Source organism: Streptococcus pseudopneumoniae (genome assembly GCF_038148935.1).
Lineage (GTDB): Bacteria > Bacillota > Bacilli > Lactobacillales > Streptococcaceae > Streptococcus > Streptococcus pseudopneumoniae_U.
This window is the reverse complement of the sequence record NZ_JBBJZX010000002.1, coordinates 16,197-39,612: the sequence shown is the minus strand read 5'-3', so window position 1 is coordinate 39,612 and position 23,416 is coordinate 16,197. Positions and strand designations below refer to the sequence as shown.

Annotated in this window: 23 protein-coding genes and 4 pseudogenes; 20 read left to right on the top strand and 7 right to left on the bottom strand. The window is 37.5% G+C overall.

The features are described from left to right. Positions 1-8 precede the first annotated feature (8 nt). The 3 genes and pseudogenes from WKI42_RS00535 to WKI42_RS00525 all read left to right on the top strand — a co-directional run. Entirely contained in the window at positions 9-476 is a 468-nt protein-coding gene (locus WKI42_RS00535) for an 8-oxo-dGTP diphosphatase (protein ID WP_368080898.1), read from the top strand. A 193-nt stretch (positions 477-669) separates the two neighbouring features. Then, positions 670-1,437: pseudogene (locus WKI42_RS00530) on the top strand (class I SAM-dependent methyltransferase). Positions 1,438-1,555: 118 nt separating this feature from the next. Continuing rightward, a pseudogene (locus tag WKI42_RS00525) lies at positions 1,556-1,708 on the top strand (8-oxo-dGTP diphosphatase); the annotation flags it as partial. Here the strand turns inward: WKI42_RS00525 and WKI42_RS00520 are convergent. Continuing rightward, positions 1,705-1,782, bottom strand: a pseudogene (locus WKI42_RS00520) (DNA-binding transcriptional regulator); the annotation flags it as partial. The pseudogenes WKI42_RS00525 and WKI42_RS00520 overlap by 4 nt on opposite strands. Positions 1,783-1,916: 134 nt before the next feature. Here WKI42_RS00520 and WKI42_RS00515 point away from each other — a divergent pair. From WKI42_RS00515 to WKI42_RS00485, 7 genes and pseudogenes are all read left to right on the top strand, one after another. Beyond that, positions 1,917-2,891, top strand: a complete 975-nt coding sequence (locus WKI42_RS00515; protein WP_164226218.1) for a LacI family DNA-binding transcriptional regulator — start codon at positions 1,917-1,919, stop codon at positions 2,889-2,891. After that, positions 2,891-3,802 carry a ribokinase gene (rbsK, locus tag WKI42_RS00510; protein WP_166730868.1) on the top strand — a complete coding sequence of 304 codons (912 nt, stop codon included), beginning with the start codon at positions 2,891-2,893 and terminating at the stop codon, positions 3,800-3,802. The genes WKI42_RS00515 and rbsK overlap by 1 nt, the downstream gene beginning before the upstream one ends. After that, positions 3,777-4,175, top strand: a complete 399-nt coding sequence (gene rbsD, locus WKI42_RS00505; protein ID WP_000759835.1) for a D-ribose pyranase — start codon at positions 3,777-3,779, stop codon at positions 4,173-4,175. The genes rbsK and rbsD overlap by 26 nt, the downstream gene beginning before the upstream one ends. Positions 4,176-4,188: 13 nt before the next feature. Then, complete coding sequence (locus WKI42_RS00500; protein ID WP_261062993.1) at positions 4,189-5,667, top strand: sugar ABC transporter ATP-binding protein; 1,479 nt, start codon at positions 4,189-4,191, stop codon at positions 5,665-5,667. A 1-nt stretch (position 5,668) separates the two neighbouring features. Further along, complete coding sequence (locus tag WKI42_RS00495) at positions 5,669-6,613, top strand: ABC transporter permease subunit (RefSeq protein ID WP_004248623.1); 945 nt, start codon at positions 5,669-5,671, stop codon at positions 6,611-6,613. A gap of 105 nt (positions 6,614-6,718) precedes the next feature. Continuing rightward, positions 6,719-7,684 carry a substrate-binding domain-containing protein gene (locus WKI42_RS00490; protein WP_368080897.1) on the top strand — a complete coding sequence of 322 codons (966 nt, stop codon included), beginning with the start codon at positions 6,719-6,721 and terminating at the stop codon, positions 7,682-7,684. Positions 7,685-7,755: 71 nt separating this feature from the next. Next, positions 7,756-7,902, top strand: a pseudogene (locus WKI42_RS00485) (8-oxo-dGTP diphosphatase); the annotation flags it as partial. On the opposite strand, the gene WKI42_RS00480 reads toward WKI42_RS00485, so the two are convergent. The 5 genes from WKI42_RS00480 to coaB form a co-directional block, all read right to left on the bottom strand. Continuing rightward, positions 7,899-8,414, bottom strand: a complete 516-nt coding sequence (locus WKI42_RS00480) for a transcription repressor NadR (protein WP_000159180.1) — start codon at positions 8,412-8,414, stop codon at positions 7,899-7,901. The pseudogene WKI42_RS00485 and the gene WKI42_RS00480 sit on opposite strands and share 4 nt — an antisense overlap. Before the next feature lie 11 nt (positions 8,415-8,425). Continuing rightward, positions 8,426-8,953, bottom strand: coding sequence for an ECF transporter S component (locus WKI42_RS00475; protein ID WP_001097393.1), 528 nt, complete (start codon positions 8,951-8,953; stop codon positions 8,426-8,428). Positions 8,954-9,128: 175 nt separating this feature from the next. Then, positions 9,129-9,692, bottom strand: a complete 564-nt coding sequence (locus WKI42_RS00470) for an ECF transporter S component (RefSeq protein ID WP_049532675.1) — start codon at positions 9,690-9,692, stop codon at positions 9,129-9,131. Then, positions 9,676-10,227 (bottom strand): phosphopantothenoylcysteine decarboxylase, encoded by a 552-nt coding sequence (gene coaC / locus WKI42_RS00465; RefSeq protein ID WP_368080896.1) that lies wholly within the window; start codon positions 10,225-10,227, stop codon positions 9,676-9,678. Before coaC ends, WKI42_RS00470 begins: the two co-directional genes overlap by 17 nt. Positions 10,228-10,238: 11 nt before the next feature. Then, on the bottom strand, positions 10,239-10,928 hold the full coding sequence (gene coaB, locus WKI42_RS00460; RefSeq protein ID WP_368080895.1) for a phosphopantothenate--cysteine ligase: 690 nt from the start codon (positions 10,926-10,928) through the stop codon (positions 10,239-10,241). Between the two features lie 232 nt (positions 10,929-11,160). Between coaB and WKI42_RS00455 the strand changes: the two genes are divergently transcribed. The 8 genes from WKI42_RS00455 (at position 11,161) to WKI42_RS00420 (ending at position 18,687) form a co-directional block, all read left to right on the top strand. Beyond that, positions 11,161-12,831 carry a formate--tetrahydrofolate ligase gene (locus WKI42_RS00455; protein WP_368080894.1) on the top strand — a complete coding sequence of 557 codons (1,671 nt, stop codon included), beginning with the start codon at positions 11,161-11,163 and terminating at the stop codon, positions 12,829-12,831. Between the two features lie 358 nt (positions 12,832-13,189). Beyond that, entirely contained in the window at positions 13,190-14,365 is a 1,176-nt protein-coding gene (gene mutY / locus WKI42_RS00450; RefSeq protein ID WP_368080893.1) for an A/G-specific adenine glycosylase, read from the top strand. A gap of 55 nt (positions 14,366-14,420) precedes the next feature. After that, positions 14,421-15,125 carry a response regulator YycF gene (yycF, locus tag WKI42_RS00445; protein WP_368080892.1) on the top strand — a complete coding sequence of 235 codons (705 nt, stop codon included), beginning with the start codon at positions 14,421-14,423 and terminating at the stop codon, positions 15,123-15,125. After that, complete coding sequence (gene vicK, locus WKI42_RS00440) at positions 15,118-16,467, top strand: cell wall metabolism sensor histidine kinase VicK (RefSeq protein WP_368080891.1); 1,350 nt, start codon at positions 15,118-15,120, stop codon at positions 16,465-16,467. Before yycF ends, vicK begins: the two co-directional genes overlap by 8 nt. 1 nt (position 16,468) lies before the next feature. Then, positions 16,469-17,278, top strand: coding sequence for an MBL fold metallo-hydrolase (locus WKI42_RS00435; RefSeq protein WP_054384038.1), 810 nt, complete (start codon positions 16,469-16,471; stop codon positions 17,276-17,278). Positions 17,279-17,368: 90 nt separating this feature from the next. Beyond that, entirely contained in the window at positions 17,369-17,611 is a 243-nt protein-coding gene (relB, locus tag WKI42_RS00430) for a type II toxin-antitoxin system RelB family antitoxin (protein ID WP_194252029.1), read from the top strand. 1 nt (position 17,612) lies between these two features. Then, a complete protein-coding gene (locus WKI42_RS00425; RefSeq protein ID WP_001809704.1) occupies positions 17,613-17,867 on the top strand; it encodes a type II toxin-antitoxin system RelE family toxin in 255 nt (84 codons plus the stop codon). A gap of 46 nt (positions 17,868-17,913) precedes the next feature. Continuing rightward, positions 17,914-18,687 (top strand): potassium channel family protein, encoded by a 774-nt coding sequence (locus tag WKI42_RS00420; protein WP_368080890.1) that lies wholly within the window; start codon positions 17,914-17,916, stop codon positions 18,685-18,687. Positions 18,688-18,945: 258 nt separating this feature from the next. On the opposite strand, the gene WKI42_RS00415 is transcribed toward WKI42_RS00420, so the two are convergent. Beyond that, the gene (locus tag WKI42_RS00415; RefSeq protein ID WP_000204726.1) at positions 18,946-19,932 is read right to left on the bottom strand and encodes an L-lactate dehydrogenase; all 987 of its coding nucleotides are present in this window, start codon (positions 19,930-19,932) and stop codon (positions 18,946-18,948) included. A gap of 193 nt (positions 19,933-20,125) precedes the next feature. Between WKI42_RS00415 and gyrA the strand changes: the two genes are divergently transcribed. Together gyrA and srtA are read left to right on the top strand one after the other, a co-directional pair. Further along, positions 20,126-22,594 carry a DNA gyrase subunit A gene (gyrA, locus tag WKI42_RS00410; protein ID WP_368080889.1) on the top strand — a complete coding sequence of 823 codons (2,469 nt, stop codon included), beginning with the start codon at positions 20,126-20,128 and terminating at the stop codon, positions 22,592-22,594. Further along, positions 22,594-23,337: a sortase SrtA gene (gene srtA, locus WKI42_RS00405; protein WP_164226230.1), complete on the top strand. Its 744-nt coding sequence runs from the start codon at positions 22,594-22,596 to the stop codon at positions 23,335-23,337. Before gyrA ends, srtA begins: the two co-directional genes overlap by 1 nt. Positions 23,338-23,416: the final 79 nt, after the last annotated feature.

Genomic DNA, 23,416 nt, shown 5'->3' with positions numbered 1-23,416 from the left:
GTAAATTTATGTCCCGTTCCCAATTAACGATTTTAACAAACATTTGTCTGATTGAAGACCTCGAAACGCAGCGCGTGGTGATGCAGTACCGTGCTCCTGAAACCAATCGTTGGTCTGGTTATGCCTTTCCAGGAGGCCATGTAGAAAATGGCGAGTCTTTCGCAGAGTCTGTCATTCGTGAAATCTATGAAGAAACAGGGTTGACTATTCAAAATCCTCAACTTGTCGGTATTAAAAATTGGCCACTAGATACAGGCGGGCGCTATATTGTCGTTTGTTATAAGGCGACTGAGTTCTCTGGTACCCTTCGCTCTTCAGATGAAGGAGAAGTTTCTTGGGTGCAAAAAGACCAGATTCCAAACTTGGATCTGGCCTATGATATGCTACCATTGATGGAAATGATGGAAGCGCCTGATAAGTCGGAGTTTTTCTACCCTCGCCGTACAGAAGACGATTGGGAGAAAGAAATTTTTTAGTTCTATGATTAGTTGATAGGTGTTATCTTTTAAAGTACGGTACTGAAATATAGGCTAAGTATGGCGATGTAAGTCAACTGAATATTGCTAAATTTCCTATCTATATCTTGAACAATCTCCATCTTCAATTTTGAAATCGGAGATTGTTTTATTTTATGGTATAATCTTAAAATATGAAAGGAAGTACCAGAAAATGGATGATAAAGTAATTGAACAATATGCAAAACAAGATAATCTTGATATTAGAGTAAGCATACATAAGAAGTATTCAAAAAATAAATTAGGATTTAACAATTGGATATTTTCCAACTACCAAATCACTAATGAAGTAAAGGTACTAGAATTGGGATGTGGTACAGGAGAACTGTGGAAAAGTAATAGTGATTCTATAGATAAAATGAAGCAGTTGGTTATTACAGATTTTTCTAAAGATATGGTGAGAACAACGAGGTCAGTGATTGGAAATAGAGACAATGTTAACTATGAAATAATGGATATTCAAAAGATTTCTTTTGAGGATGAAACGTTTGATATTGTTATTGCTAATATGCTTCTACATCATGTAAATGATATTCCTAAAGCGCTCTCTGAGGTGAATAGAGTCTTAAAAACAGGTGGAATTTTTTACTGTGCTACATTTGGTTAAAATGGAGTTGTAGATTATTTGGCAAGTTTATTTAAAGATGAGGTTAATCAAGATTTAGAAAATAAAACGTTTACTTTACAAAATGGTAAAAGGTACCTGAGTAGGTATTTTAACTCTGTCGATACATTACTCTATGATGATGAGTTACAAGTAACTAGCATAGATGATCTAGCTAAATACATCCAATCCTTTAAAGGAATTTCAGAAATAGGTTCGCTAGAAGAAAAAGTCATTCGTAAAAGATTGGAAGTACATTTTCATAAGGGGAAGTTAATTATTCCTAAAGAATATGGTATGTTTATTGCTCGAAAGTAAAATTAAGGGAACGAAATTGTGAAAAATTAAGGAGAAACTTTTCAATATAAAATCAAGCGGATAGTCTTTAGAGCCTGCTATAGCTGATTCTATATAAAATTCTCAATCTTTTTGATTTGGAGAAGTTTCTTGGGTGCAAAAAGACCAGATTCCAAACTTGGATCTGGCCTATGATATGTTACCCTTGATGGAAATGATGGAAGATCCTGACAAGTCAGAGTTCTTCTACCGCCACCGTACTGAAGATGGTTGGGAAAAGAAAATTTTCTAATCCTTTACCAAATAACCAAGTTTATCCAAGGCCTCCTCGATATAGTGGAGGTCTTGTTGTGTTTCTTGTGTAATAGTAATAATATATTTGGAAAAATATATGTACTATGAAATAAATTTAAAATATTTTTAGAAAAGTATTGACAAATCAAAAGAAAACGTTTACTATAGAATAAGGGAACGGTTCCACAACATAAGAAGGAGGAGTGATGACTACAATAAAACAGGTTGCTGAAGAAGCTGGAGTATCAAAATCAACGGTTTCAAGATATATATCAAAAAAAGGTTATGTTGGAGATGATGCGAGAGAGAAAATAAAAAATGCGATTAAAAAATTAAATTACACACCAAATGTATTAGCACAATCTTTGAAAACCAAAAAAAACCAAATGGTAGGACTCTTATTGCCAGATATTTCAAATCCCTTCTTCCCAAGATTGGTTCGAGGCGCTGAATCATATTTGAAAGATAAAGGTTATAGAATTATGGTTGGTACGATTTCAGACCAAGAATCTTTGAGTGAATATGTTAACTTACTGTTGAAAACAAATGCTGCTGGCATTATTACTACACATGACTTCACAAAAGAATATCCAGATTTATCATTACCTGTTGTTGTGGTTGACCGAATTAGTAAAGATACAGGTTACGGTGTTTTTTCTGATAATCAGTCAGGTGGTCGTTTGGCTGCTGAAGCAATCTGTAATGCAGGTGCTAAACAAGTTCTGATTATTAAAGTTTTAGATGATAAAGCCGAGAATATCGCGGAACGGTTTGAAGCAAGTTTAAACTATTTGAGGAATAAATCTTTAGAAATTTGTATTGAAGAAAGTGAAACGTTTGACTTTGAAAAAATTCAAAAAGAAGCTAAAGAGAATCTAAAAAGAAATCCAAATATCGATAGTATTATAGCACCTTCTGATATTCATGCGATAGCTTATATTCATGAAATTTTAGCAATTGGTAAAAAAATTCCAGATGATATTCAAATCATTGGTTATGATGATATTGTACTTAGTCAATTTATTTACCCTTCTTTATCAACTATTCACCAATCATCATATAAAATGGGAGAACAGGCTGCAAAGCTAATCTATAATATGGCAAATAAGTTCTCTATAGATGAAGTTAAAATTAAACTACCTGTTAGATACGTAGAAAGAAATACATTAAGGAGAAAGTAATGAGTAAAATTGTTGTTGTTGGAAGTATTTCAATGGACTTAGTTATGAGAACAAAAAGGATTCCAGAAGGAGGTGAAACGATTTTTGGGGATTCATTTAATATAGTTCCAGGGGGAAAAGGTGCAAATCAGGCTGTAGCTATTGGTAGATTATCCAGTGTAGAAGATAATATTTACATATTTGGGAACGTTGGGGAAGATATTTTTTCAGCAGATTTACTAAGTAATCTGCAAAATAATAATATTTCTACAGAACATGTGGGAACGGTACCACAATCTACAGGAGTTGCACAAATTACTTTATATGGAGGTGATAATAGGATTATTTATTATCCTGGAGCGAATAATTTAGTTAAAACAAATGATTGGAAAAATGAGTGGGAATTGATTAGTGATGCAAGTATTGTTGTATTACAAAATGAAATACCACATGAAGCCAACTTATCTATAGCTAAATTTTGTCAAGAAAATAAAGTTAAGGTACTTTACAATCCTGCACCAGCTAGAGAAACAGACATAGAGATGATTCCTTTTTGTGATTTTATTACTCCTAATGAGCATGAATGTTCAGAGCTTTTTCCAGATAAGAAATTAGAAGAAATTATTAAAATTTATCCTAATAAAATGATTGTGACATTAGGAGTTGAAGGTTCTATTTATTATGATGGGACAGCAGTTCAGAAGATTCCTGCTATAAAAGCAGAAGTAGTTGATACTACAGGAGCAGGAGATACGTTTAATGGTGCTTTTGCTTATGCTATCTCAAAAGGAAAAGAGATGAATGTTGCATTGTCCTTTGCAACGATTGCTTCACATCTTTCTGTTCAAAGATTTGGAGCGCAAGGAGGCATGCCGAGTTTGAAAGAAGTAAAGGAGCATTCAGGATATGAAGAAATATGGGATTTTAAATAGTAATATAGCAAAACTAGCTGATGATTTAGGTCATATGGATTTGGTTTGTATCGGAGATTTAGGATTGCCAGTTCCAAAAGGTGTTGATAAAATTGATTTAGCATTAAGAAAAGGTAGCCCAAGTTTTTTAGAAGTTTTAAAAGAATATTCAGATCATGTACTTATTGAAAAAATTTTCTTAGCAGAAGAAATTAAAGAAAAAAACAAAGAACAGTGGCAAGCAGTTCTAGATCTTTTAGGATCGAATATAATTATTGAATATATTAGTCATGAAGAATTGAAAGCTATGAATACTAAAGTTAAGGCAGTTATTCGCACTGGGGAAGATACACCATATTCGAATATAATCTTGCAATCAGGAGTTATTATTTAGAAGGGAGTTGCCTATGAAAATTGAAATGAAGAACATTTCAAAATCTTTTGGGAATAATCGTGTTTTAGAAAGTATTGATTTGGTTCTTAATTCAGGAGAAGTTCATGCTTTAATGGGAGAGAATGGTGCAGGCAAATCAACCTTAATGAATATTTTAACTGGACTTTTTCCAGCTACTTCAGGAACTATTTTTATTGATGGAAAAGAAAAAACATTTTCTAATCCTCAAGAGGCAGAACGGTTTGGACTGAGTTTTATTCATCAAGAAATGAATACTTGGCCAGATATGACTGTACTTGATAATCTTTTTTTAGGAAGAGAAATTAAAAATTCGATTGGGTTTCTAGATAAAGCTAGTATGGAAAGGAAAGCTAAAGAAGCATTTAAACGTCTTAATATCTCTATTCCTCTCGATGCAATCATTGGTCAATTATCAGTCGGACAACAACAAATGATAGAAATAGCAAAATGTTTATTATCAGAAGTTTCCTTGTTAATTATGGATGAACCCACAGCAGCTTTAACTGATCGTGAAACTGAAACACTTTTTAAAGTGATAGAAGGATTAAAATCTGATGGTGTAGGTATTGTGTATATTTCACATCGGATGGAAGAAATCTTTAAGATTACAGATCTTATAACTGTTATGAGGGATGGGTTTGTAATTGATACCAAGAAAACGAAGTTAACTAATGCGGATGAATTAGTTCAAAAGATGGTGGGGCGTGAATTAGAAGATTACTATCCAGAAAAAAAGGCTGAGATTGGGAATATTGTTTTTCAAGCTAAGAATCTTTCTGGTTCTGCTTTTACGGATATTTCTTTCTATGTACGTCAAGGGGAAATTCTTGGTTTTTCTGGTTTGATGGGTGCTGGTCGTACTGAAATAATGCGAGCAATTTTTGGAATTGATTCTTTAAAATCTGGTCAAATTATAATAAACGAAGAACAATTGATAATTAAAAATCCTTTTGAAGCAATTAAACATGGAATTGGTTTCTTAACAGAAGATCGTAAAGATGAGGGATTGATTTTAGATTTTTCTATTAAAGATAATATGACTTTACCTAGTACTCGAGATTTTGTTAAAAATGGTATTTTTGATAATAAAACAAGTGATATATTTGTACAACGTTTAATTGATAGGCTACGAATTAAATCAGGTTATCCAGATAAGGAAGTTGGAACACTTTCTGGTGGTAATCAACAGAAAGTAGTTTTAGCAAAATGGATAGGCATTGCACCAAAAGTACTGATTCTAGATGAGCCAACTCGTGGGGTAGATGTTGGGGCTAAGCGTGAAATTTACCAATTAATGAATGAATTGGCTGAACGAGGTGTGCCGATTATTATGGTATCTTCAGATTTACCAGAAGTGATTGGAGTCAGTGATCGCATTATGGTCATGCATGAAGGAAGAATTAGTGGAGAATTAACACGTCAAGAAGCTACACAAGAAAAAGTTATGCAACTAGCTACAGGAGGACAATAGTGTGAAAAATACTATGAAGTATATGTCAGAATTGACAACAGTAATAGCATTGATAATTTTAATGGCTGTCATCACTATTATCAATTCAAATTTTTTAACAGCAAATAATCTGTTAAATTTACTATTGCAAGTAACATCAAATGCACTGATCGCTTTTGGAATGACATTTGTTATTCTAACAGGTGGAATTGATTTATCAGTTGGATCAATTTTAGCCTTATCCAGTGCGCTAACAGCTGGCCTATTAGGATCTGGAATGCCTGTTACGTTAGCAATTCTCATCTCTTTAATTTTGGGTTGCATTCTGGGGATGATGAATGGTTTATTGATTTCCTACGGGAAATTAGCTCCATTTATCGTTACTTTAGCAACTATGACTATTTTTAGAGGCGCAACACTTGTTTATACAAATGGGAATCCTATTACAAAAGGATTAAGTGATACATTCTTATTTCAATTTTTGGGGCAAGGTTACATAGTCGGAATTCCATTTCCTGTAATTATTATGTTTATTGTATTTATTGTTTTATATGTTTTACTTCATAAAACAGCATTTGGTAAATCTGTGTATGCTATAGGGGGGAATGAAAAAGCAGCATATATATCAGGTGTGAAACTAAATAAAGTGAAAATTATCATTTATTCAATTTCAGGTATTATGGCTTCAATTTCTGGATTGATTATAACATCACGATTAAGTTCTGCTCAACCAACAGCAGGTGCTAGTTATGAAATGGATGCTATTGCAGCTGTTGTTCTTGGGGGAACCTCTTTATCAGGGGGTAAAGGTCGTATACTGGGGACTCTAATAGGTGCTTTAATTATTGGGGTTTTGAATAATGGGCTTAATATTATCGGTGTTTCAGCATTTTGGCAACAAGTAGTAAAAGGAGTTGTAATTTTAATTGCTGTTCTGATTGATCGTTTTAAAGTTGTAAAACAGTAGAATAATTTTTCAATTTTTTTTGGAAATAGTAACAATTTATTAGATGACGAACAATAATCGGGATTGAAACTATCCCTATAGATATATATTACGAGGAGTAATAACATGAAAATTATTAAAAAAATTAGCATTTTTGCTTTGTTTGTAACATTTATTTTTGCTTTAGTAGCTTGTGGAAAAACTGGTTTAGGAAATTCATCAAATGATAATAAATCTACGACTCAAAAGTCGGCAAAAGAATTAAAATTAGGAGTTTCTATTTCGACTACTAATAATCCCTATTTTGTAGCTATGAAAGATGGTCTTGAAAAAGCCGCAGGAGAAAAAGAAGTAACTTTGAAGATAGCAGATGCACAAGATGATGCTGCTAGACAAGCAGATGATATTCAAAATTTTATTAGTCAAAATGTAGATGCTTTACTAATTAATCCAGTTGATTCTGATGCAATTGTTACATCTATTAAAGCTGCTAATAATGCAAATATTCCAGTAATCTTAATTGACCGCGGTAGTAATGGTGGTGAAGTCTTGACAACTGTTGCTTCTGATAACGTAGAAGCAGGTAAAATGGCTGCCGAATTTATTGCCAAGCAATTGGGAGAAAAAGCAAAAACTTTTGAATTATCAGGAGTCCCTGGCGCTTCTGCAACAGTAGATAGAGGTAAAGGATTTGAACAAATTTCAAAGACAAATTTAAATGTTCTTTCTAGTCAATCCGCTAATTTTGATCGCGCAAAAGCTTTGAATACAGCGCAAAATATGATTCAAGGAAACAAAGAAGTACAAGCAATCTTTGCACAGAATGATGAGATGGCGTTAGGAGCTGCACAAGCAGTAAAAGCAGCTGGTCTTAGCAATGTATTAATTGTTGGTATTGATGGTCAACCAGATGCACATGACGCTATTGCAAAAGGTGATATTACTGCCACTATTGCTCAGCAACCAGCTAAGATGGGTGAAATTGCTATTCAATCAGCAATCGATCATTATCAAGGGAAAAAACTGGAAAAAGAAACAGTTTCTCCAATTTATCTTGTGACTAAGGATAATGTTGATCAACATAACTGGTGATATATTTTTAGTCAGTAGGTAGTTGTTAATTTTCATTCAATGTAGTTTTTAAATATCATTGTTAGTATTTGATCTCTTGGGTGCAAAAAGACCAGATTACAAACTTGGATCTGGCCTATGATATGTTGCCTTTAATGGAAATGATGGAAGCTCCGGACAAATCTGAATTTTTCTACCCTCGCTGTACAGAAGACGATTGGGAAAAGAAAATTTTCTAATCCTTTACTAAATAACCTAGCTGATCCAAGGCCTCCTCGATATAGTGGAGGTCTTGTTGTGTTTCGGCTTCGACTAGGTGGTAATGGATGCCATCTGTCAATTCAGACAGAGGTCTAAAATCTGAATGCTCGACTTGTTCTAGAAAATGTTGCACATCTCTACGACAAGACAGTTTCAGCAAGGTTTCAATTTCTCCATAGACGGGATGGTCAATCAAGGTGTTTTGAACACGTCCACCATTATCAACGATAGCAAGGAGTTCCTGACTGATTTCTTCAACTTCATGTTTCACTTTGAAAAGTTTATGGACATAAGGATTGGTATCAATTTGCTTATAGATGTAGCCACGATTAGTGGATAGGATAGGAGCGCCATCGGCTCTTAAAATTGCAATGTCTTGTACAATGACTTGGCGTGTTACATGAAAATGCTCCGCCAAACTTTGGCCATTAAGGGCTTTAGGAGCTTCTTTCAAGAGTTGGAGGAGGGCTTGTTTGCGATCTTTTGTCATAGTTTTTCCTTTTAACGGCGTTTTCGAAGCACTTTATAGACAGCTAGTGCTAATGTATAGTCTACCATACTATGGATAATTGTGCCAAATCCAACTAGCACAAAGAGAACATAAAACATATTTTCTACATTAGTACCAGAAGTGGCGTAAAAAACGACACAGGCTAATACTTCAGCAAGGGCATGGACAAGCGCTAAAACAAAGTTGAAAATCCAGGAAGCTTTTGGTTTATCTAGGGTATCGGGGAATTTTTGTAGGTAAAGAGCCCCCAAAGTCCCAAAAAAGATATGGGAAAAAGCTCGAAATACGATAACCATGGGGTAGCCAGCCATCAAAAATCCAAAACTAGAGGCTAGGATGACAAAAACAGCCATTAAGGGCGACAAGAACATAGCGATAAAAATAGCGATGTGGCTTCCCAAAGTGTAAGAAGCAGGTGGAATGACGATCTTGAAAGGCATAACAATTGGAATCAAAATTGCGATAGCCGTTAAGAGGGCAGTCATGGTCATAAATTGTGTTTTTTTCCGTGTATTCATAAGAATCTCCTTTTTAGCTGTATATACACTAGTATAGTACAATAAACCAGACAATAAAGCAAGGATTTACTTGGGTTTATAGATCATTTTTTAGTTAAAAGTTAGTAAAGATTTCACTAAAAAGAAACTGTATAGAGCAAAATCTCCACCTTCAAGCTTGAAAGTGGAGATGTTTTTATTTTTTCAAAGTCTGTAGTCTTGGAACAATGGCTAGGGTTAGAACTGCGGAAATGACTAATTCGGCAATTGAATTTGTTGAGATAACGGTTGCTAGGAGTTTTTGGATATTACCATCAAAAACATTTCCAAAAAGGTAGAAAATTCCACCGAGTACAAAGACTGTGTTGGTAAGTGAACCAAGGGCACCAGCTAAAATCAGACCAGTTTTATTTTTCATCAGTTTATAGACCAGATAAGGAGTTAAACCAATCAAAATACGTGGGACGATGGCAATGATAGCTGAGTAGATGTTTCCGTTTGGGACGAATGGTGAGAAGAGGTAGCTTGTCGGTAGAATCGTAATTGTATTAACCGTCAAACTAAGTAACCCCATCAAAAATCCAAGTGTAACCCCAACTCGTGGACCGTAGATAATGCTGGCAATAATGACAGGAATATGAACAATGGTCGGTTTGATTGGAAATGGAAAAAGGTTAAAGGCAAGCGAGCTCATAAAGTGTACAACGAGCATGGTTGCAAAAAAGATAGCAATAGGTGCAATATTAGAGCGTTTTTTCATCGAGAGTTTCCTTTATTCTTTCTAAAATAATTGTGAGGTCAGCTAAAGCTCCTCGTCCATGGTCGCCACAAGCTAGTAGGGATTTCTTAGGAGCAATCAGCTGATAGCCGTATGTTTCTAATGTTTTCAGATTAGTCTGAGTTGCCGGATGATCATACATTTTTGTATTCATAGCAGGAGCTATTAGTTTAGGAATATTTTTGGGCAAGGCTAGAGCTATGCTGGTTACCATGTTGTCAGCATAGCCGTGGGCTAGCTTTGCAATTGTGTTAGCTGTTGCAGGGACTACGATAAATAAATCTGCCTTTTTTCCAAGTTCGATATGATTAATCTGATGAGGATAGGGTTCCTTCATGACATCAAGGTGGACAGGATTCTGTGATAAGACCTGTAGTGTCAAAGGTTGGATAAACTCTGTAGCGGCCTGAGTCATTAAAACCGTGACTTGATGACCTTGTTTTTTTAGAGAACTGACTAAATCTGCCGACTTGTAAGAGGCGATAGACCCCGTTACAGCCAAGAGAATATGTGACATATCTTTCCTTTCTAAGAATGGTAGGCTTGAATTTTTTCAAGGAGGAGTTTTGCAATTTCTTCTTTAGTCTGAACTGTTTGAAGCTGATCTTTCTCAACAAAGATAGCACGATGCTGGTTCGCTGAGATTTGAGTCAGGTCATTTGCGATAATCAAGTCTGCTTGGTTCTTGATAAGACTTTTTCTAGCAATGTCAACCAGATGATCTTCGTTAACATCAACTAGCAGTTTAAAACCAATCAGATGAATAGCAGGATTCCATTCCTTGACTAGAGAGATGATCTTGGGTGTTTTTTTCAGGAATAAGACCTGAACCTCGTCAGTTGAAGAAATCTTAGCCTGATGATTCTGCTTGCTTAAAAATTCTTCTAGATTGGAGCTAGCCTGAACTTCCTCAAGTCCTGTCATATAAACAGAAGTGTAGTCGGACACCGCCATTGAGTGAATCAAAACCTGATAATCTGCAACCCGTTCTTGCATTTCCAGTAGAAGATCGTTGGTATTGGTAATTTCTCGAATGCTTAGATTAGGGTGAGCTTCTGGCTTCAGAGCTCGTTTTGTCGTAATTAAACAAACTTCATGCCCTGCAGCAAGCAAGGTTTCTGTGATGATTTTCCCCAAGCGACCTGTAGAATGGTTAGTGATAGAGCGGACGCTATCGATAGCTTCACTGGTACCGCCCGATGTAACTAAAATTTTCATAGCACCATTGTACCAAAAAAAAAATAATAAGCAAAAGAAAGCGCTTGAATATATATAAAAAATAATAAGAATCTACTATAGTTTAAAACTATAAAGCCATATAAAATTTAAGAAAGGGCTCCAAAAACCTTAAAAATAGGAATAATTACGAACGTTTAGAGAGTTTAAGGATGTTAAAAATCTTGTTTTGTGTTATAATGAATTATCATATAAGAGGTTAGAGGAGTTTTGAATGAAAACAGATATTGAAATCGCACAGAGTATTGAGTTGAAACCTATTGTTGATGTTGTAGAGAAGCTTGGAATTTCTTACGACGATTTGGAATTGTACGGAAAGTACAAGGCTAAGCTCAGCTTTGATAAAATTCGTGCAGTTGAGAGCAATCCAGTTGGAAAATTGATCTTGGTTACTGCTATCAACCCAACACCTGCAGGTGAAGGAAAATCAACCATTACCATTGGTCTTGCGGATGCCTTGAATAAGATTGGCAAGAAAACGATGATTGCTATCCGCGAACCATCTCTTGGTCCAGTAATGGGGATTAAGGGTGGTGCAGCTGGTGGTGGTTATGCTCAAGTTCTACCAATGGAAGACATCAACCTTCACTTCACTGGAGACATGCATGCCATTACAACTGCCAACAATGCTCTTTCTGCCTTGATTGACAACCACTTGCACCAAGGCAATGAGTTGGGAATTGACCAACGTCGTATCCTTTGGAAACGTGTTGTGGACTTGAATGATCGCGCTCTTCGTCACGTGACGGTTGGACTTGGTGGTCCTCTAAACGGTATTCCTCGTGAGGATGGCTTTGACATTACAGTTGCTTCTGAAATCATGGCTATTCTTTGCTTGGCGACTGATATTGAAGATTTGAAACGCCGTTTGGCGAATATCGTTATTGGTTATCGTTACGACCGTACACCAGTTTCTGTAGGTGATTTGCAGGTTGAAGGTGCCTTGGCTTTGATTTTGAAGGATGCGATTAAGCCGAACCTGGTTCAGACAATTTACGGTACACCTGCCTTTGTACATGGTGGTCCATTTGCCAATATTGCTCACGGATGTAACTCTGTTTTGGCAACGACAACAGCTCTTCACTTGGCTGATTACACAGTTACTGAAGCTGGTTTTGGTGCAGACCTTGGTGCTGAGAAATTCCTTGATATTAAGACACCAAACTTGCCAACATCTCCAGATGCAGTTGTCATTGTTGCAACCCTTCGTGCCCTTAAGATGAATGGTGGTGTGGCTAAAGACGCTTTGACAGAGGAAAACGTAGAAGCAGTTAGAGTAGGTTTTGCTAACTTGAAACGCCACGTTGAGAACATCCGTAAGTTCGGTATTCCAGCAGTTGTTGCGATTAACGAATTTATCTCTGATACAGAAGCTGAAATTGCAGCCTTGAAAGAACTTTGTGCCTCAATAGATGTACCAGTTGAGTTGGCAAGTGTCTGGGCTGATGGTGCAGAAGGTGGAGTAGCGCTTGCTGAATCGGTTGTTAAGACTATCGCTGAAAACCCATCTAACTATAAACGTTTGTATAACAATGACCTTTCTGTCCAAGAAAAGATTGAAAAGATTGTTACTGAAATCTACCGTGGTAGCAAAGTAAACTTTGAGAAGAAAGCTCAAACACAAATCGCCCAAATCGTTCAAAACGGTTGGGACAAATTGCCAATCTGTATGGCTAAAACTCAATATAGCTTCTCAGACAATCCAAATGCGCTTGGAGCACCTGAAAACTTTGAAATTACCATTCGTGAATTGGTACCAAAATTAGGTGCAGGCTTCATCGTTGCCTTAACTGGTGATGTTATGACCATGCCGGGTCTTCCAAAACGTCCAGCAGCTCTCAACATGGATGTTGAAAGCGATGGAACCGTTCTAGGCTTGTTCTAGTATATTGTACTTGACTTTAAATGAGTTTGGAGATACTATCCAAGCTCATTTTTCTCAGACTGCAAGCAGTTTATCAATAAGATTTATACTCTTCGAAAATCTCTTCAAACTACGTCAGATTCACCTTGCCGTATAGATGTTACTGACTACGTCAGTTCTATCTGCAACCTCAAAACGGTGTTTTGAGCTGACTACGTCAGTTCTATCCACAACCTCAAAACAGTGTTTTGAGCAACCTGTGGCTAGCTTCCTAGTTTGCTCTTTGATTTTTATTGAGTATTAGTCCTCTTTCCCTTGGGAAGGGGCTTTTTAATACTAGGAAAAGGACAGTTAGAGTCTTCTGTGTTATACTAGAGATATGTTAGATTTGAAAGAATATGGTATCGCCATGTGGCCAGAGGAGAAAGTCATTTCTTTTCGTGAGAAACTCCTCAACTGGTATGATGGAAACAAGCGAGATTTACCGTGGCGTAGAAGTAAAAATCCTTATCATATCTGGGTATCTGAAATCATGCTCCAGCAGACCAGAGTGGATACAGTTATCCCTTACTATGAACGATTCTTGGACTGGTTTCCAACAGTGGAAAGTTTGGCGAATGCGCCTGAAGAGCGTTTGCTGAAGGCTTGGGAAGGTTTGGGTTATTATTCTCGAGTTCGTAATATGCAGGCTGCAGCTCAGCAGATTATGACTGATTTTGGTGGCCAATTTCCAAATACCTATGAAGGAATTTCCAGTTTGAAAGGGATTGGCCCTTACACAGCAGGAGCCATTTCCAGTATCGCTTTTAACTTGCCTGAGCCAGCGGTCGATGGTAATGTCATGCGGGTCTTGGCGCGTCTGTTTGAAGTCAATCACGATATTGGGATTCCAAGTAATCGCAAAATTTTTCAGGCAATGATGGAAATCCTGATTGATCCAGAACGTCCAGGTGATTTTAATCAAGCTTTGATGGACTTGGGGTCTGATATTGAGGCGCCAGTTAATCCTAGACCAGAAGACAGTCCAGTGAAGGACTTTAGTGCGGCATATCAGAATGGAAGCATGGAGCGTTATCCAATTAAGGCACCAAAGAAAAAGCCAGTTCCTATTTATCTTAAAGCCTTAATTGTGAAAAATTCTCAAGGACAATTTTTGCTTGAAAAAAATGAAAGTGAAAAGCTATTGGCAGGTTTTTGGCATTTCCCATTGATAGAAGTTGATAACTTTTCGCAAGAGGAGCAGTTTGACCTCTTTCATCAGGTTGCAGAAGACAATGTGAACTTTGGTCCCAGTCCAGAGGAGAGTTTCCAGCAGGACTATGACCTAGATGTTGCTTGGCTTGATGTTTATTTTGAGACTGTCAAGCATGTCTTTAGCCATCGTAAATGGCATGTTCAAATTGTAGCAGGTCAGGTGAGTGATTTCCATGATTTTTCAGATAGGGAAGTTCGCTGGCTTTCACCAGAAGAGTTTAAGAATTACCCACTTGCCAAACCCCAACAAAAAATCTGGCAGGCTTATGCAAAAGCCAACTTAGACAGTAGCAAAGACTAGCTATTGTGTCTTCTTGTTATTTTTTTGGTATAATAGTAGAGAAAAAGGTGAACATATGAAAAAAATACTAATTGTAGATGATGAGAAACCAATCTCAGATATTATCAAGTTTAATATGACCAAGGAAGGTTACGAGGTTGTAACTGCTTTTAATGGTCGTGAAGCGCTAGAGCAATATGAAGCAGAGCAGCCAGATATTATTATTCTGGATTTGATGCTTCCAGAAATTGATGGTTTAGAAGTTGCTAAGACCATTCGCAAGACCAGTAGTGTACCTATTATCATGCTGTCGGCTAAAGACAGCGAATTTGATAAGGTCATCGGTTTGGAGCTTGGGGCAGATGACTATGTGACAAAACCCTTCTCCAATCGTGAGTTGCAGGCGCGTGTTAAAGCTTTGCTGCGTCGTTCTCAACCTATGCCAGTAGATGGGCAGGAAGCAGAAAGTAAACCTCAACCTATCCAAATTGGGGATTTAGAAATTGTTCCAGACGCCTACGTGGCTAAAAAATATGGCGAAGAACTAGACTTAACCCATCGTGAGTTTGAGCTTTTGTATCATTTGGCATCGCATACAGGTCAAGTCATTACGCGCGAACACTTACTTGAGACTGTCTGGGGTTATGACTATTTTGGTGATGTCCGTACAGTTGATGTGACTGTCCGACGTCTGCGTGAGAAGATTGAAGACACACCAAGTCGTCCAGAGTATATTCTAACACGTCGCGGTGTTGGTTATTATATGAGAAATAATGATTAAACTAATTAAAGACACAGTTTTAACCAGAGATTTTATCTTTATCCTCATTCTACTTGGCTTTATTTTAGTGGTGACCTTGCTCTTACTAGAAAATCGTCGGGATAATATTCGGTTGAAGCAAATAAATCAAAAGGTAAAAGACCTGATTGCAGGAGATTATTCTCAGGTATTGGATATGCAGGGAAGCTCTGAAATCACTAATATTACCAATAATCTCAATGATTTATCAGAAGTAATTCGTCTAACCCAAGAAAATCTGGAACAAGAGAGTAAACGCTTACACAGTATCCTCTCTTACATGACAGACGGAGTTCTTGCGACCAATCGTCGTGGCAAGATTACCATGATTAATGACATGGCTAAGAAACAGCTAGGTGTTCAGAAAGAAGATGTTCTCAATCAGAGTATCCTAGAGTTGCTTAAGATTGAAGATGAGTATGAACTTCGTGATTTGATTACCCAAATTCCTGAGCTCATTATTGATTCCCAGGATGCTAATGGTGAGTATCTGAGCCTTCGTGTTCGCTTTGCCTTGATTCGTCGAGAGTCTGGCTTTATTTCGGGTCTGGTTGCTGTTTTGCATGATACGACTGAGCAGGAAAAGGAGGAACGCGAACGGAGACTCTTTGTTTCCAATGTTAGCCATGAGTTACGGACACCCTTAACCAGTGTTAAATCTTATCTTGAAGCCTTGGATGAGGGGGCTTTGTGTGAAACTGTAGCACCAGACTTTATCAAGGTTTCTCTTGATGAAACCAACCGTATGATGCGCATGGTAACGGATCTCCTTCATCTCTCTCGGATTGACAATGTGACCAGTCATCTGGATGTGGAACTGATTAACTTTACTGCTTTTATTACCTTTATCCTCAATCGTTTTGACAAGATGAAAGGACAGGAAAAGGAGAAAAAATATGAGTTGGTGAGAGATTATCCTATCAATTCTATCTGGATGGAAATTGATACAGATAAGATGACGCAGGTTGTCGACAATATTTTAAATAATGCCATTAAGTATTCGCCAGATGGGGGTAAAATCACTGTCAGAATGAAGACAACTGAAGACCAGATGATTTTATCCATTTCTGACCATGGTTTGGGGATTCCTAAGCAGGATTTACCACGTATCTTTGACCGTTTTTATCGTGTGGATCGTGCTAGAAGTCGTGCCCAAGGTGGTACAGGTTTGGGACTATCTATTGCCAAAGAAATTATCAAACAACATAATGGCTTTATTTGGGCCAAGAGTGAATACGGTAAGGGATCAACTTTCACAATTGTGCTCCCTTATGATAAGGATGCAGTGAAAGAAGAAGTATGGGAGGATGAAGTAGAAGACTAGAATGAGTGAAATAGGCTTTAAATATAGTATTTTAGCGTCAGGTTCCAGTGGAAATTCCTTTTATCTGGAAACCCCAAAAAAGAAGCTTTTAGTGGATGCAGGCTTGTCTGGCAAAAAGATTACTAGCCTACTTGCTGAAATTAACCGCAAACCAGAAGACTTGGATGCCATCTTGATTACCCATGAGCATTCAGATCATATCCATGGAGTAGGTGTGTTAGCTCGCAAGTATGGTATGGATTTGTATGCCAATGAAAAGACTTGGCAGGCTATGGAAAATAGCAAGTATCTTGGCAAGGTGGATTCTTCGCAAAAGCATATCTTTGAGATGGGCAAAACCAAAACCTTTGGAGATATCGACATCGAGAGTTTTGGTGTAAGCCATGATGCAGTCGCACCGCAGTTCTATCGCTTTATGAAAGATGATAAAAGTTTTGTCCTTTTGACAGATACAGGTTATGTTAGTGACCGTATGGCAGGGATTGTCGAAAATGCGGACGGCTATCTTATCGAGTCCAACCATGATGTAGAAATTTTGCGAGCAGGATCTTATGCTTGGCGACTCAAACAACGAATCCTATCAGATCTGGGTCACCTTTCTAACGAAGATGGTGCCGAAGCCATGATTCGGACGCTAGGAAATCGCACTAAGAAAATCTATCTTGGTCACTTGTCTAAGGAAAACAATATCAAGGAGCTGGCTCACATGACCATGGTCAATCAGCTAGCACAAGCTGATCTGGGAGTTGGAGTAGACTTTAAGGTTTATGATACCTCACCAGATACCGCAACACCATTGACAGATATATAGAAAGAACGCTGATAAGGTGTTCTTTTTATATTGACTGAACACCTAAAAAGTAATACAATGGTGTTACCATTAAAAAAGGGAGCACAAAAGATGGCTACTATTACATTAAAAGTTTCTGAAGCTGATAAAACATTTATGAAAGCAATGGCTAAGTTTGAAGGAGTTTCCCTGTCGGAACTGATCCGCACCAAAACTCTCGAAGCTCTAGAAGACGAATACGACGCTCGTGTAGCAGATTTAGCCTATCAAGAGTATTTAGACGACTTGGAAAAAGGAGTTGAACCTATTACTTGGGAAGAAATGATGCATGATTTAGGCTTGGAGGATGAATAATTTGTATAAATTAGTTCCGACAAGACGTTTCATCAAGCAATTGAAAAAATTGGATCGTTATACGCAGAAGTTAATTACAAACTATTTACAAACCAATGTTTTGGAAGACCCAAGACGACACGGAAAGGCTTTGGTTGGTAATCGAGTTGGTCAATGGCGCTATAGAATTGGTAATTATCGAGTTATCGTACAAATTGTAGATGATGAATTAGTCGTTGCTACTCTAGAAGTTGGTCATCGGAGAGATATTTATTGAATTAAAGCTGAGTAATAACAGTATAGAAAGTAAGGATAGTAAAAATTTGAAAAGAAAATGGTTATTTAAGGATTATTATGACACAACGATTATTTTACTTGCTTTAATCTCTGTTATTCTGGTATTGCTTGGATTTGCTGAGATGATTGATTTGGACAATCCGCCTTATAGTATTATTGATTTAGTAATCTGGGGTGTTTTTGTAATTGATTATAGTTGGCGCTTTTTTACTACTAAAAGAAAATGGCGCTTTATTCTTGAAAATATTTTTGATTTATTGGCTATTCTCCCTTTGAATGCTATTTTTACAATATTTCGATTAGGGCGTATCTTTCGCCTAGCAAGGCTGACAAAATTACTGAAACTGACTCGTTTACTTAGAATAATTGGACTTACAGGTAAATTAGAAAGAAAAATTAGTAGATTCTTACGGACAAATGGATTACTTTATATTCTTTATCTCAATTTCTTTATTGTATTGCTAGGGAGTTCGATTTTATCCGTTGTTGAAGAAAAATCTTTCTCCGATAGTCTTTGGTGGGCTCTTGTTACAGTAACCACTGTAGGTTATGGTGATATTGTTCCAGTTTCCCTTTTTGGGAAATGGCTAGCAGTTTTACTGATGCTTGTCGGTATTGGAACAATAGGGATGCTAACAAGTGCTTTGACGAACTTTTTTGTAAAGGATAATCCAGATGAACAGATAAAACTTGATAAACTTCAAGATGAATTGTCTAGTCAGAGAATATTACTAGAGAAGCAATCTGAGAAAATCGAAGAACTGCATCGGATGATACAAGATTTGCTTGAAAAAACATAATAAAAATAAAGATGAGACAAAGTTTGAGTTGAGGAGAAATCAAGTAAGTTTTGACACAATATAACGCATATTATCAGGTATAAAAACTTGATACTATGAGTTTTATAGAGAAATGAAATAAAATCTGAACAAATCAATTAGGAATTTAAAGCATTTTATAACAACGTTTTAGAGTAACAGGGTGCTATTTCAACTTCAATCTACTATAATACAGAAAAAACAACTCCCTGAGTACTCAAGGAGTTATTTCTATTTAAATTAGTTTTTTGAAGCTGCTTGGAATTCTGGGTTTTTCCATGCTTCGTCAATGATAGCTTGCAATTCTTTAGCAGATGCTTGCATTTTTTGAGTTTCTGCGTCGTTCAATGGGATATTTACTGGACGAACGATACCATGTGCACCAACAACAGCTGGTTGACCGATAAAGACGTTCTCAACTCCGTATTGACCTTCTTGGAATACTGAAAGTGGAAGTACTGCGTTTTCGTCGTCAAGGATTGCTTTAGTGATACGAGCAAGGGCTACTGCGATACCGTAGTATGTTGCACCTTTTTTGTTGATGATTGTGTAGGCTGCATCACGAACACCTTCGAACAATTCAATCAATTCAGCTTCTTGAACATTTTGAGTGTCTTTAAGGAATTCTTCAAGGTTTACACCAGCGATGTTTGCGTGTGACCAAACAGCGAACTCAGAGTCACCGTGTTCACCCATGATGTAGGCGTGAACTGAACGAGCATCCACATCCAATTTTTCAGCAAGTGCTTGACGGAAACGAGCTGAGTCAAGTGAAGTACCTGAACCGATAACACGTTCTTTAGGGAAACCAGAGAATTTCCAAGTTGAGTAAGTCAAAACGTCAACTGGGTTAGCAGCAACAAGGAAGATACCTTTGAAACCTGATTCAACAACTTGAGTTACGATTGATTTGTTGATAGCAAGGTTTTTACCTACAAGGTCAAGACGAGTTTCACCTGGTTTTTGAGGCGCACCTGCAGTGATCACAACAAGGTCAGCGTCTGCACAGTCAGAGTATTGAGCTGCATAGATTTTTTTAGGTGAAGTGAAGGCAAGGGCGTGACTAAGGTCAAGCGCGTCACCAACAGCTTTTTCATGCAATTGTGGAATTTCGATAATTCCAAGCTCTTGTGCAATTCCTTGGTTAACCAGTGCAAAAGCGTAAGATGAACCTACAGCACCATCACCGACAAGGATAACTTTTTTGTGTTGTTTAGTTGAAGTCATTGTTCTAAACATCTCCTTAATTTTATTAGGGGATTTTCCCCAGACAACTTCATTCTATCACTTTTAAAAAACTTTGTCACGAATATGCCTTATAGTTCTCGATGTAAACGTTTTAGTGGGTTAGAGGCTGAAATAGATGGGAATTTATGGTATAATGTTGTTACTTACTAATTGTGAAATGAGGCATTTATTAATGCAGGATAAAAATTTAGTGAATGTCAATCTGACAAAGGAGATGAAGACGAGCTTTATCGATTACGCCATGAGTGTTATCGTAGCCCGGGCTCTTCCTGATGTTCGAGATGGCTTGAAACCTGTTCACCGTCGCATTCTCTATGGAATGAATGAATTGGGTGTTACTCCAGACAAACCTCATAAAAAATCTGCTCGTATTACAGGGGATGTCATGGGTAAATACCACCCACATGGGGATTCCTCTATCTATGAAGCCATGGTCCGCATGGCTCAATGGTGGAGCTACCGTTACATGCTTGTAGATGGTCATGGGAACTTTGGTTCCATGGATGGTGATGGTGCTGCCGCTCAGCGTTATACTGAGGCACGTATGAGCAAGATTGCTCTAGAAATGCTTCGAGATATCAATAAGAATACGGTTGATTTCGTCGATAACTATGATGCCAATGAACGGGAACCCTTGGTCTTGCCTGCACGTTTTCCAAACCTTTTGGTCAATGGAGCAACTGGTATTGCCGTTGGGATGGCGACCAATATTCCCCCTCATAATCTGGGTGAAACCATTGATGCAGTGAAGTTGGTCATGGACAATCCTGAAGTGACTACCAAGGACTTGATGGAAGTCTTGCCTGGTCCAGATTTTCCAACAGGTGCCCTTGTCATGGGGAAATCAGGCATTCATAAGGCTTATGAAACAGGTAAAGGTTCTATTGTTCTTCGTTCTCGTACTGAAATCGAAGAAACTAAGACTGGCCGTGAGCGCATTGTTGTAACAGAATTTCCTTATATGGTCAACAAAACCAAGGTACATGAGCATATTGTTCGTTTGGTTCAGGAAAAACGGATTGAGGGCATCATAGCAGTACGTGATGAGTCAAACCGTGAAGGTGTTCGATTTGTTATTGAAGTCAAGCGCGATGCCTCAGCCAATGTTATCCTCAATAACCTCTTTAAGATGACCCAAATGCAAACCAACTTTGGTTTTAATATGCTTGCTATCCAAAATGGTGTACCGAAGATTTTGTCCCTTCGTCAGATTTTGGATGCTTATATCGAGCACCAAAAAGAAGTGGTTGTTCGTCGTACACGTTTTGATAAAGAAAAAGCGGAAGCACGCGCTCATATCTTAGAAGGTCTCTTAATTGCGCTGGACCATATCGATGAAGTGATTCGTATCATCCGTGCTAGTGAAACGGATGCGGAAGCACAAGCTGAGTTGATGAGTAAATTTAAGCTTTCTGAACGTCAAAGTCAGGCCATCCTTGATATGCGTCTTCGTCGTTTGACAGGTTTGGAACGCGATAAGATTCAATCTGAGTATGATGACCTCTTGGCTCTGATTGCGGATTTGGCGGATATTCTTGCTAAGCCTGAACGTGTTTCTCAAATCATCAAAGACGAATTGGATGAAGTTAAACGTAAATTTTCCGATAAACGCCGTACAGAGTTGATGGTCGGTGAAGTCTTGAGTCTTGAAGATGAAGATTTGATTGAAGAATCGGATGTCTTGATTACCCTTTCTAACAGAGGCTACATTAAGCGTTTGGATCAGGATGAGTTCACTGCTCAAAAACGTGGGGGTCGTGGTGTCCAAGGAACGGGAGTGAAAGATGACGACTTTGTTCGTGAGTTAGTGTCAACTAGTACCCATGATCATCTGCTCTTCTTCACAAATAAAGGGCGAGTTTATCGTTTGAAAGGCTATGAAATTCCTGAGTATGGTCGAACTGCCAAAGGGCTACCAGTAGTCAATCTCTTGAAATTGGATGAAGACGAAAGTATTCAGACGGTTATCAATGTTGAGTCTGATCGCAGTGATGATGCTTATCTCTTCTTTACAACCCGTCACGGTATTGTGAAGAGAACCAGTGTTAAGGAATTTGCTAACATTCGCCAGAATGGTCTCAAGGCTTTGAACCTCAAGGATGAAGATGAGTTAATCAATGTCTTATTGACAGAAGAAGATACGGATATTATCATTGGTACCAAGTTTGGTTATGCAGTTCGCTTTAATCAATCAGCCGTTCGCGGCATGAGTCGTATCGCCACAGGTGTGAAAGGTGTTAACCTTCGTGAAGGAGATACAGTTGTTGGTGCCAGCTTGATTACTGATCAAGATGAGGTTCTTATTATCACAGAAAAAGGATATGGTAAGCGTACAGTCGCTACTGAATACCCAACTAAAGGTCGTGGTGGTAAGGGAATGCAGACAGCTAAAATTACCGAAAAAAATGGCTTGCTGGCCGGTCTTATGACTGTTCAAGGGGATGAGGATTTGATGATTATCACTGATACAGGTGTCATGATTCGAACCAATCTTGCCAATATTTCACAAACAGGACGCGCAACTATGGGAGTTAAAGTAATGCGCCTGGATCAAGATGCTCAGATAGTGACCTTCACAACGGTTGCAGCGGCAGAAAAAGAAGAAGTTGGGACGGAAAATGAAACAGAAGGTGAAGCATAATGTCTCAAAAAAATAATAAAAAGAAAAACAAACGAAAAAATCTGCTGACAAATATCCTAGCAGGATTTCTGATAGTACTGTCACTGGTTTTGATTTTTAATGCGCAAATTCGAAATATTTTCATGGTCTGGAATACCAATAAGTATCAAGTTAGCCAGGTATCAAAAGAAAAAATAGAAGAAAATCAGGATACAGAAGGAAATTTTGATTTTGATTCGGTCAAAGCGATTTCTTCGGAAGCTGTTCTAGCTTCTCAATGGGATGCTCAAAAATTACCAGTTATTGGGGGAATTGCAATTCCTGAATTGGAAATGAATTTGCCGATTTTTAAAGGACTTGATAATGTTAATCTCTTCTACGGCGCTGGTACAATGAAACGCGAGCAAGTAATGGGAGAAGGAAATTATAGTCTAGCTAGTCATCATATTTTTGGGGTTGATAATGCTAATAAAATGTTATTTTCTCCTTTAGATAATGCTAAAAATGGTATGAAGATTTATCTAACCGATAAAAATAAAGTTTATACCTATGAAATCCGTGAAGTCAAACGTGTGACACCGGATCGTGTTGATGAAGTTGATGATAGAGATGGGGTCAATGAGATTACATTAGTAACCTGTGAAGACCTTGCTGCTACAGAACGTATTATTGTAAAAGGTGATTTGAAAGAAACAAAAGATTATTCACAAACATCTGATGAAATCCTAACAGCTTTCAATCAACCATATAAACAATTTTATTAGTACAAATCAGTGAAATCCAGAATTTCACTGATTTTTTTTAGATTTTCATAAAAATAAACTTTTATGAAATACAGAAAAC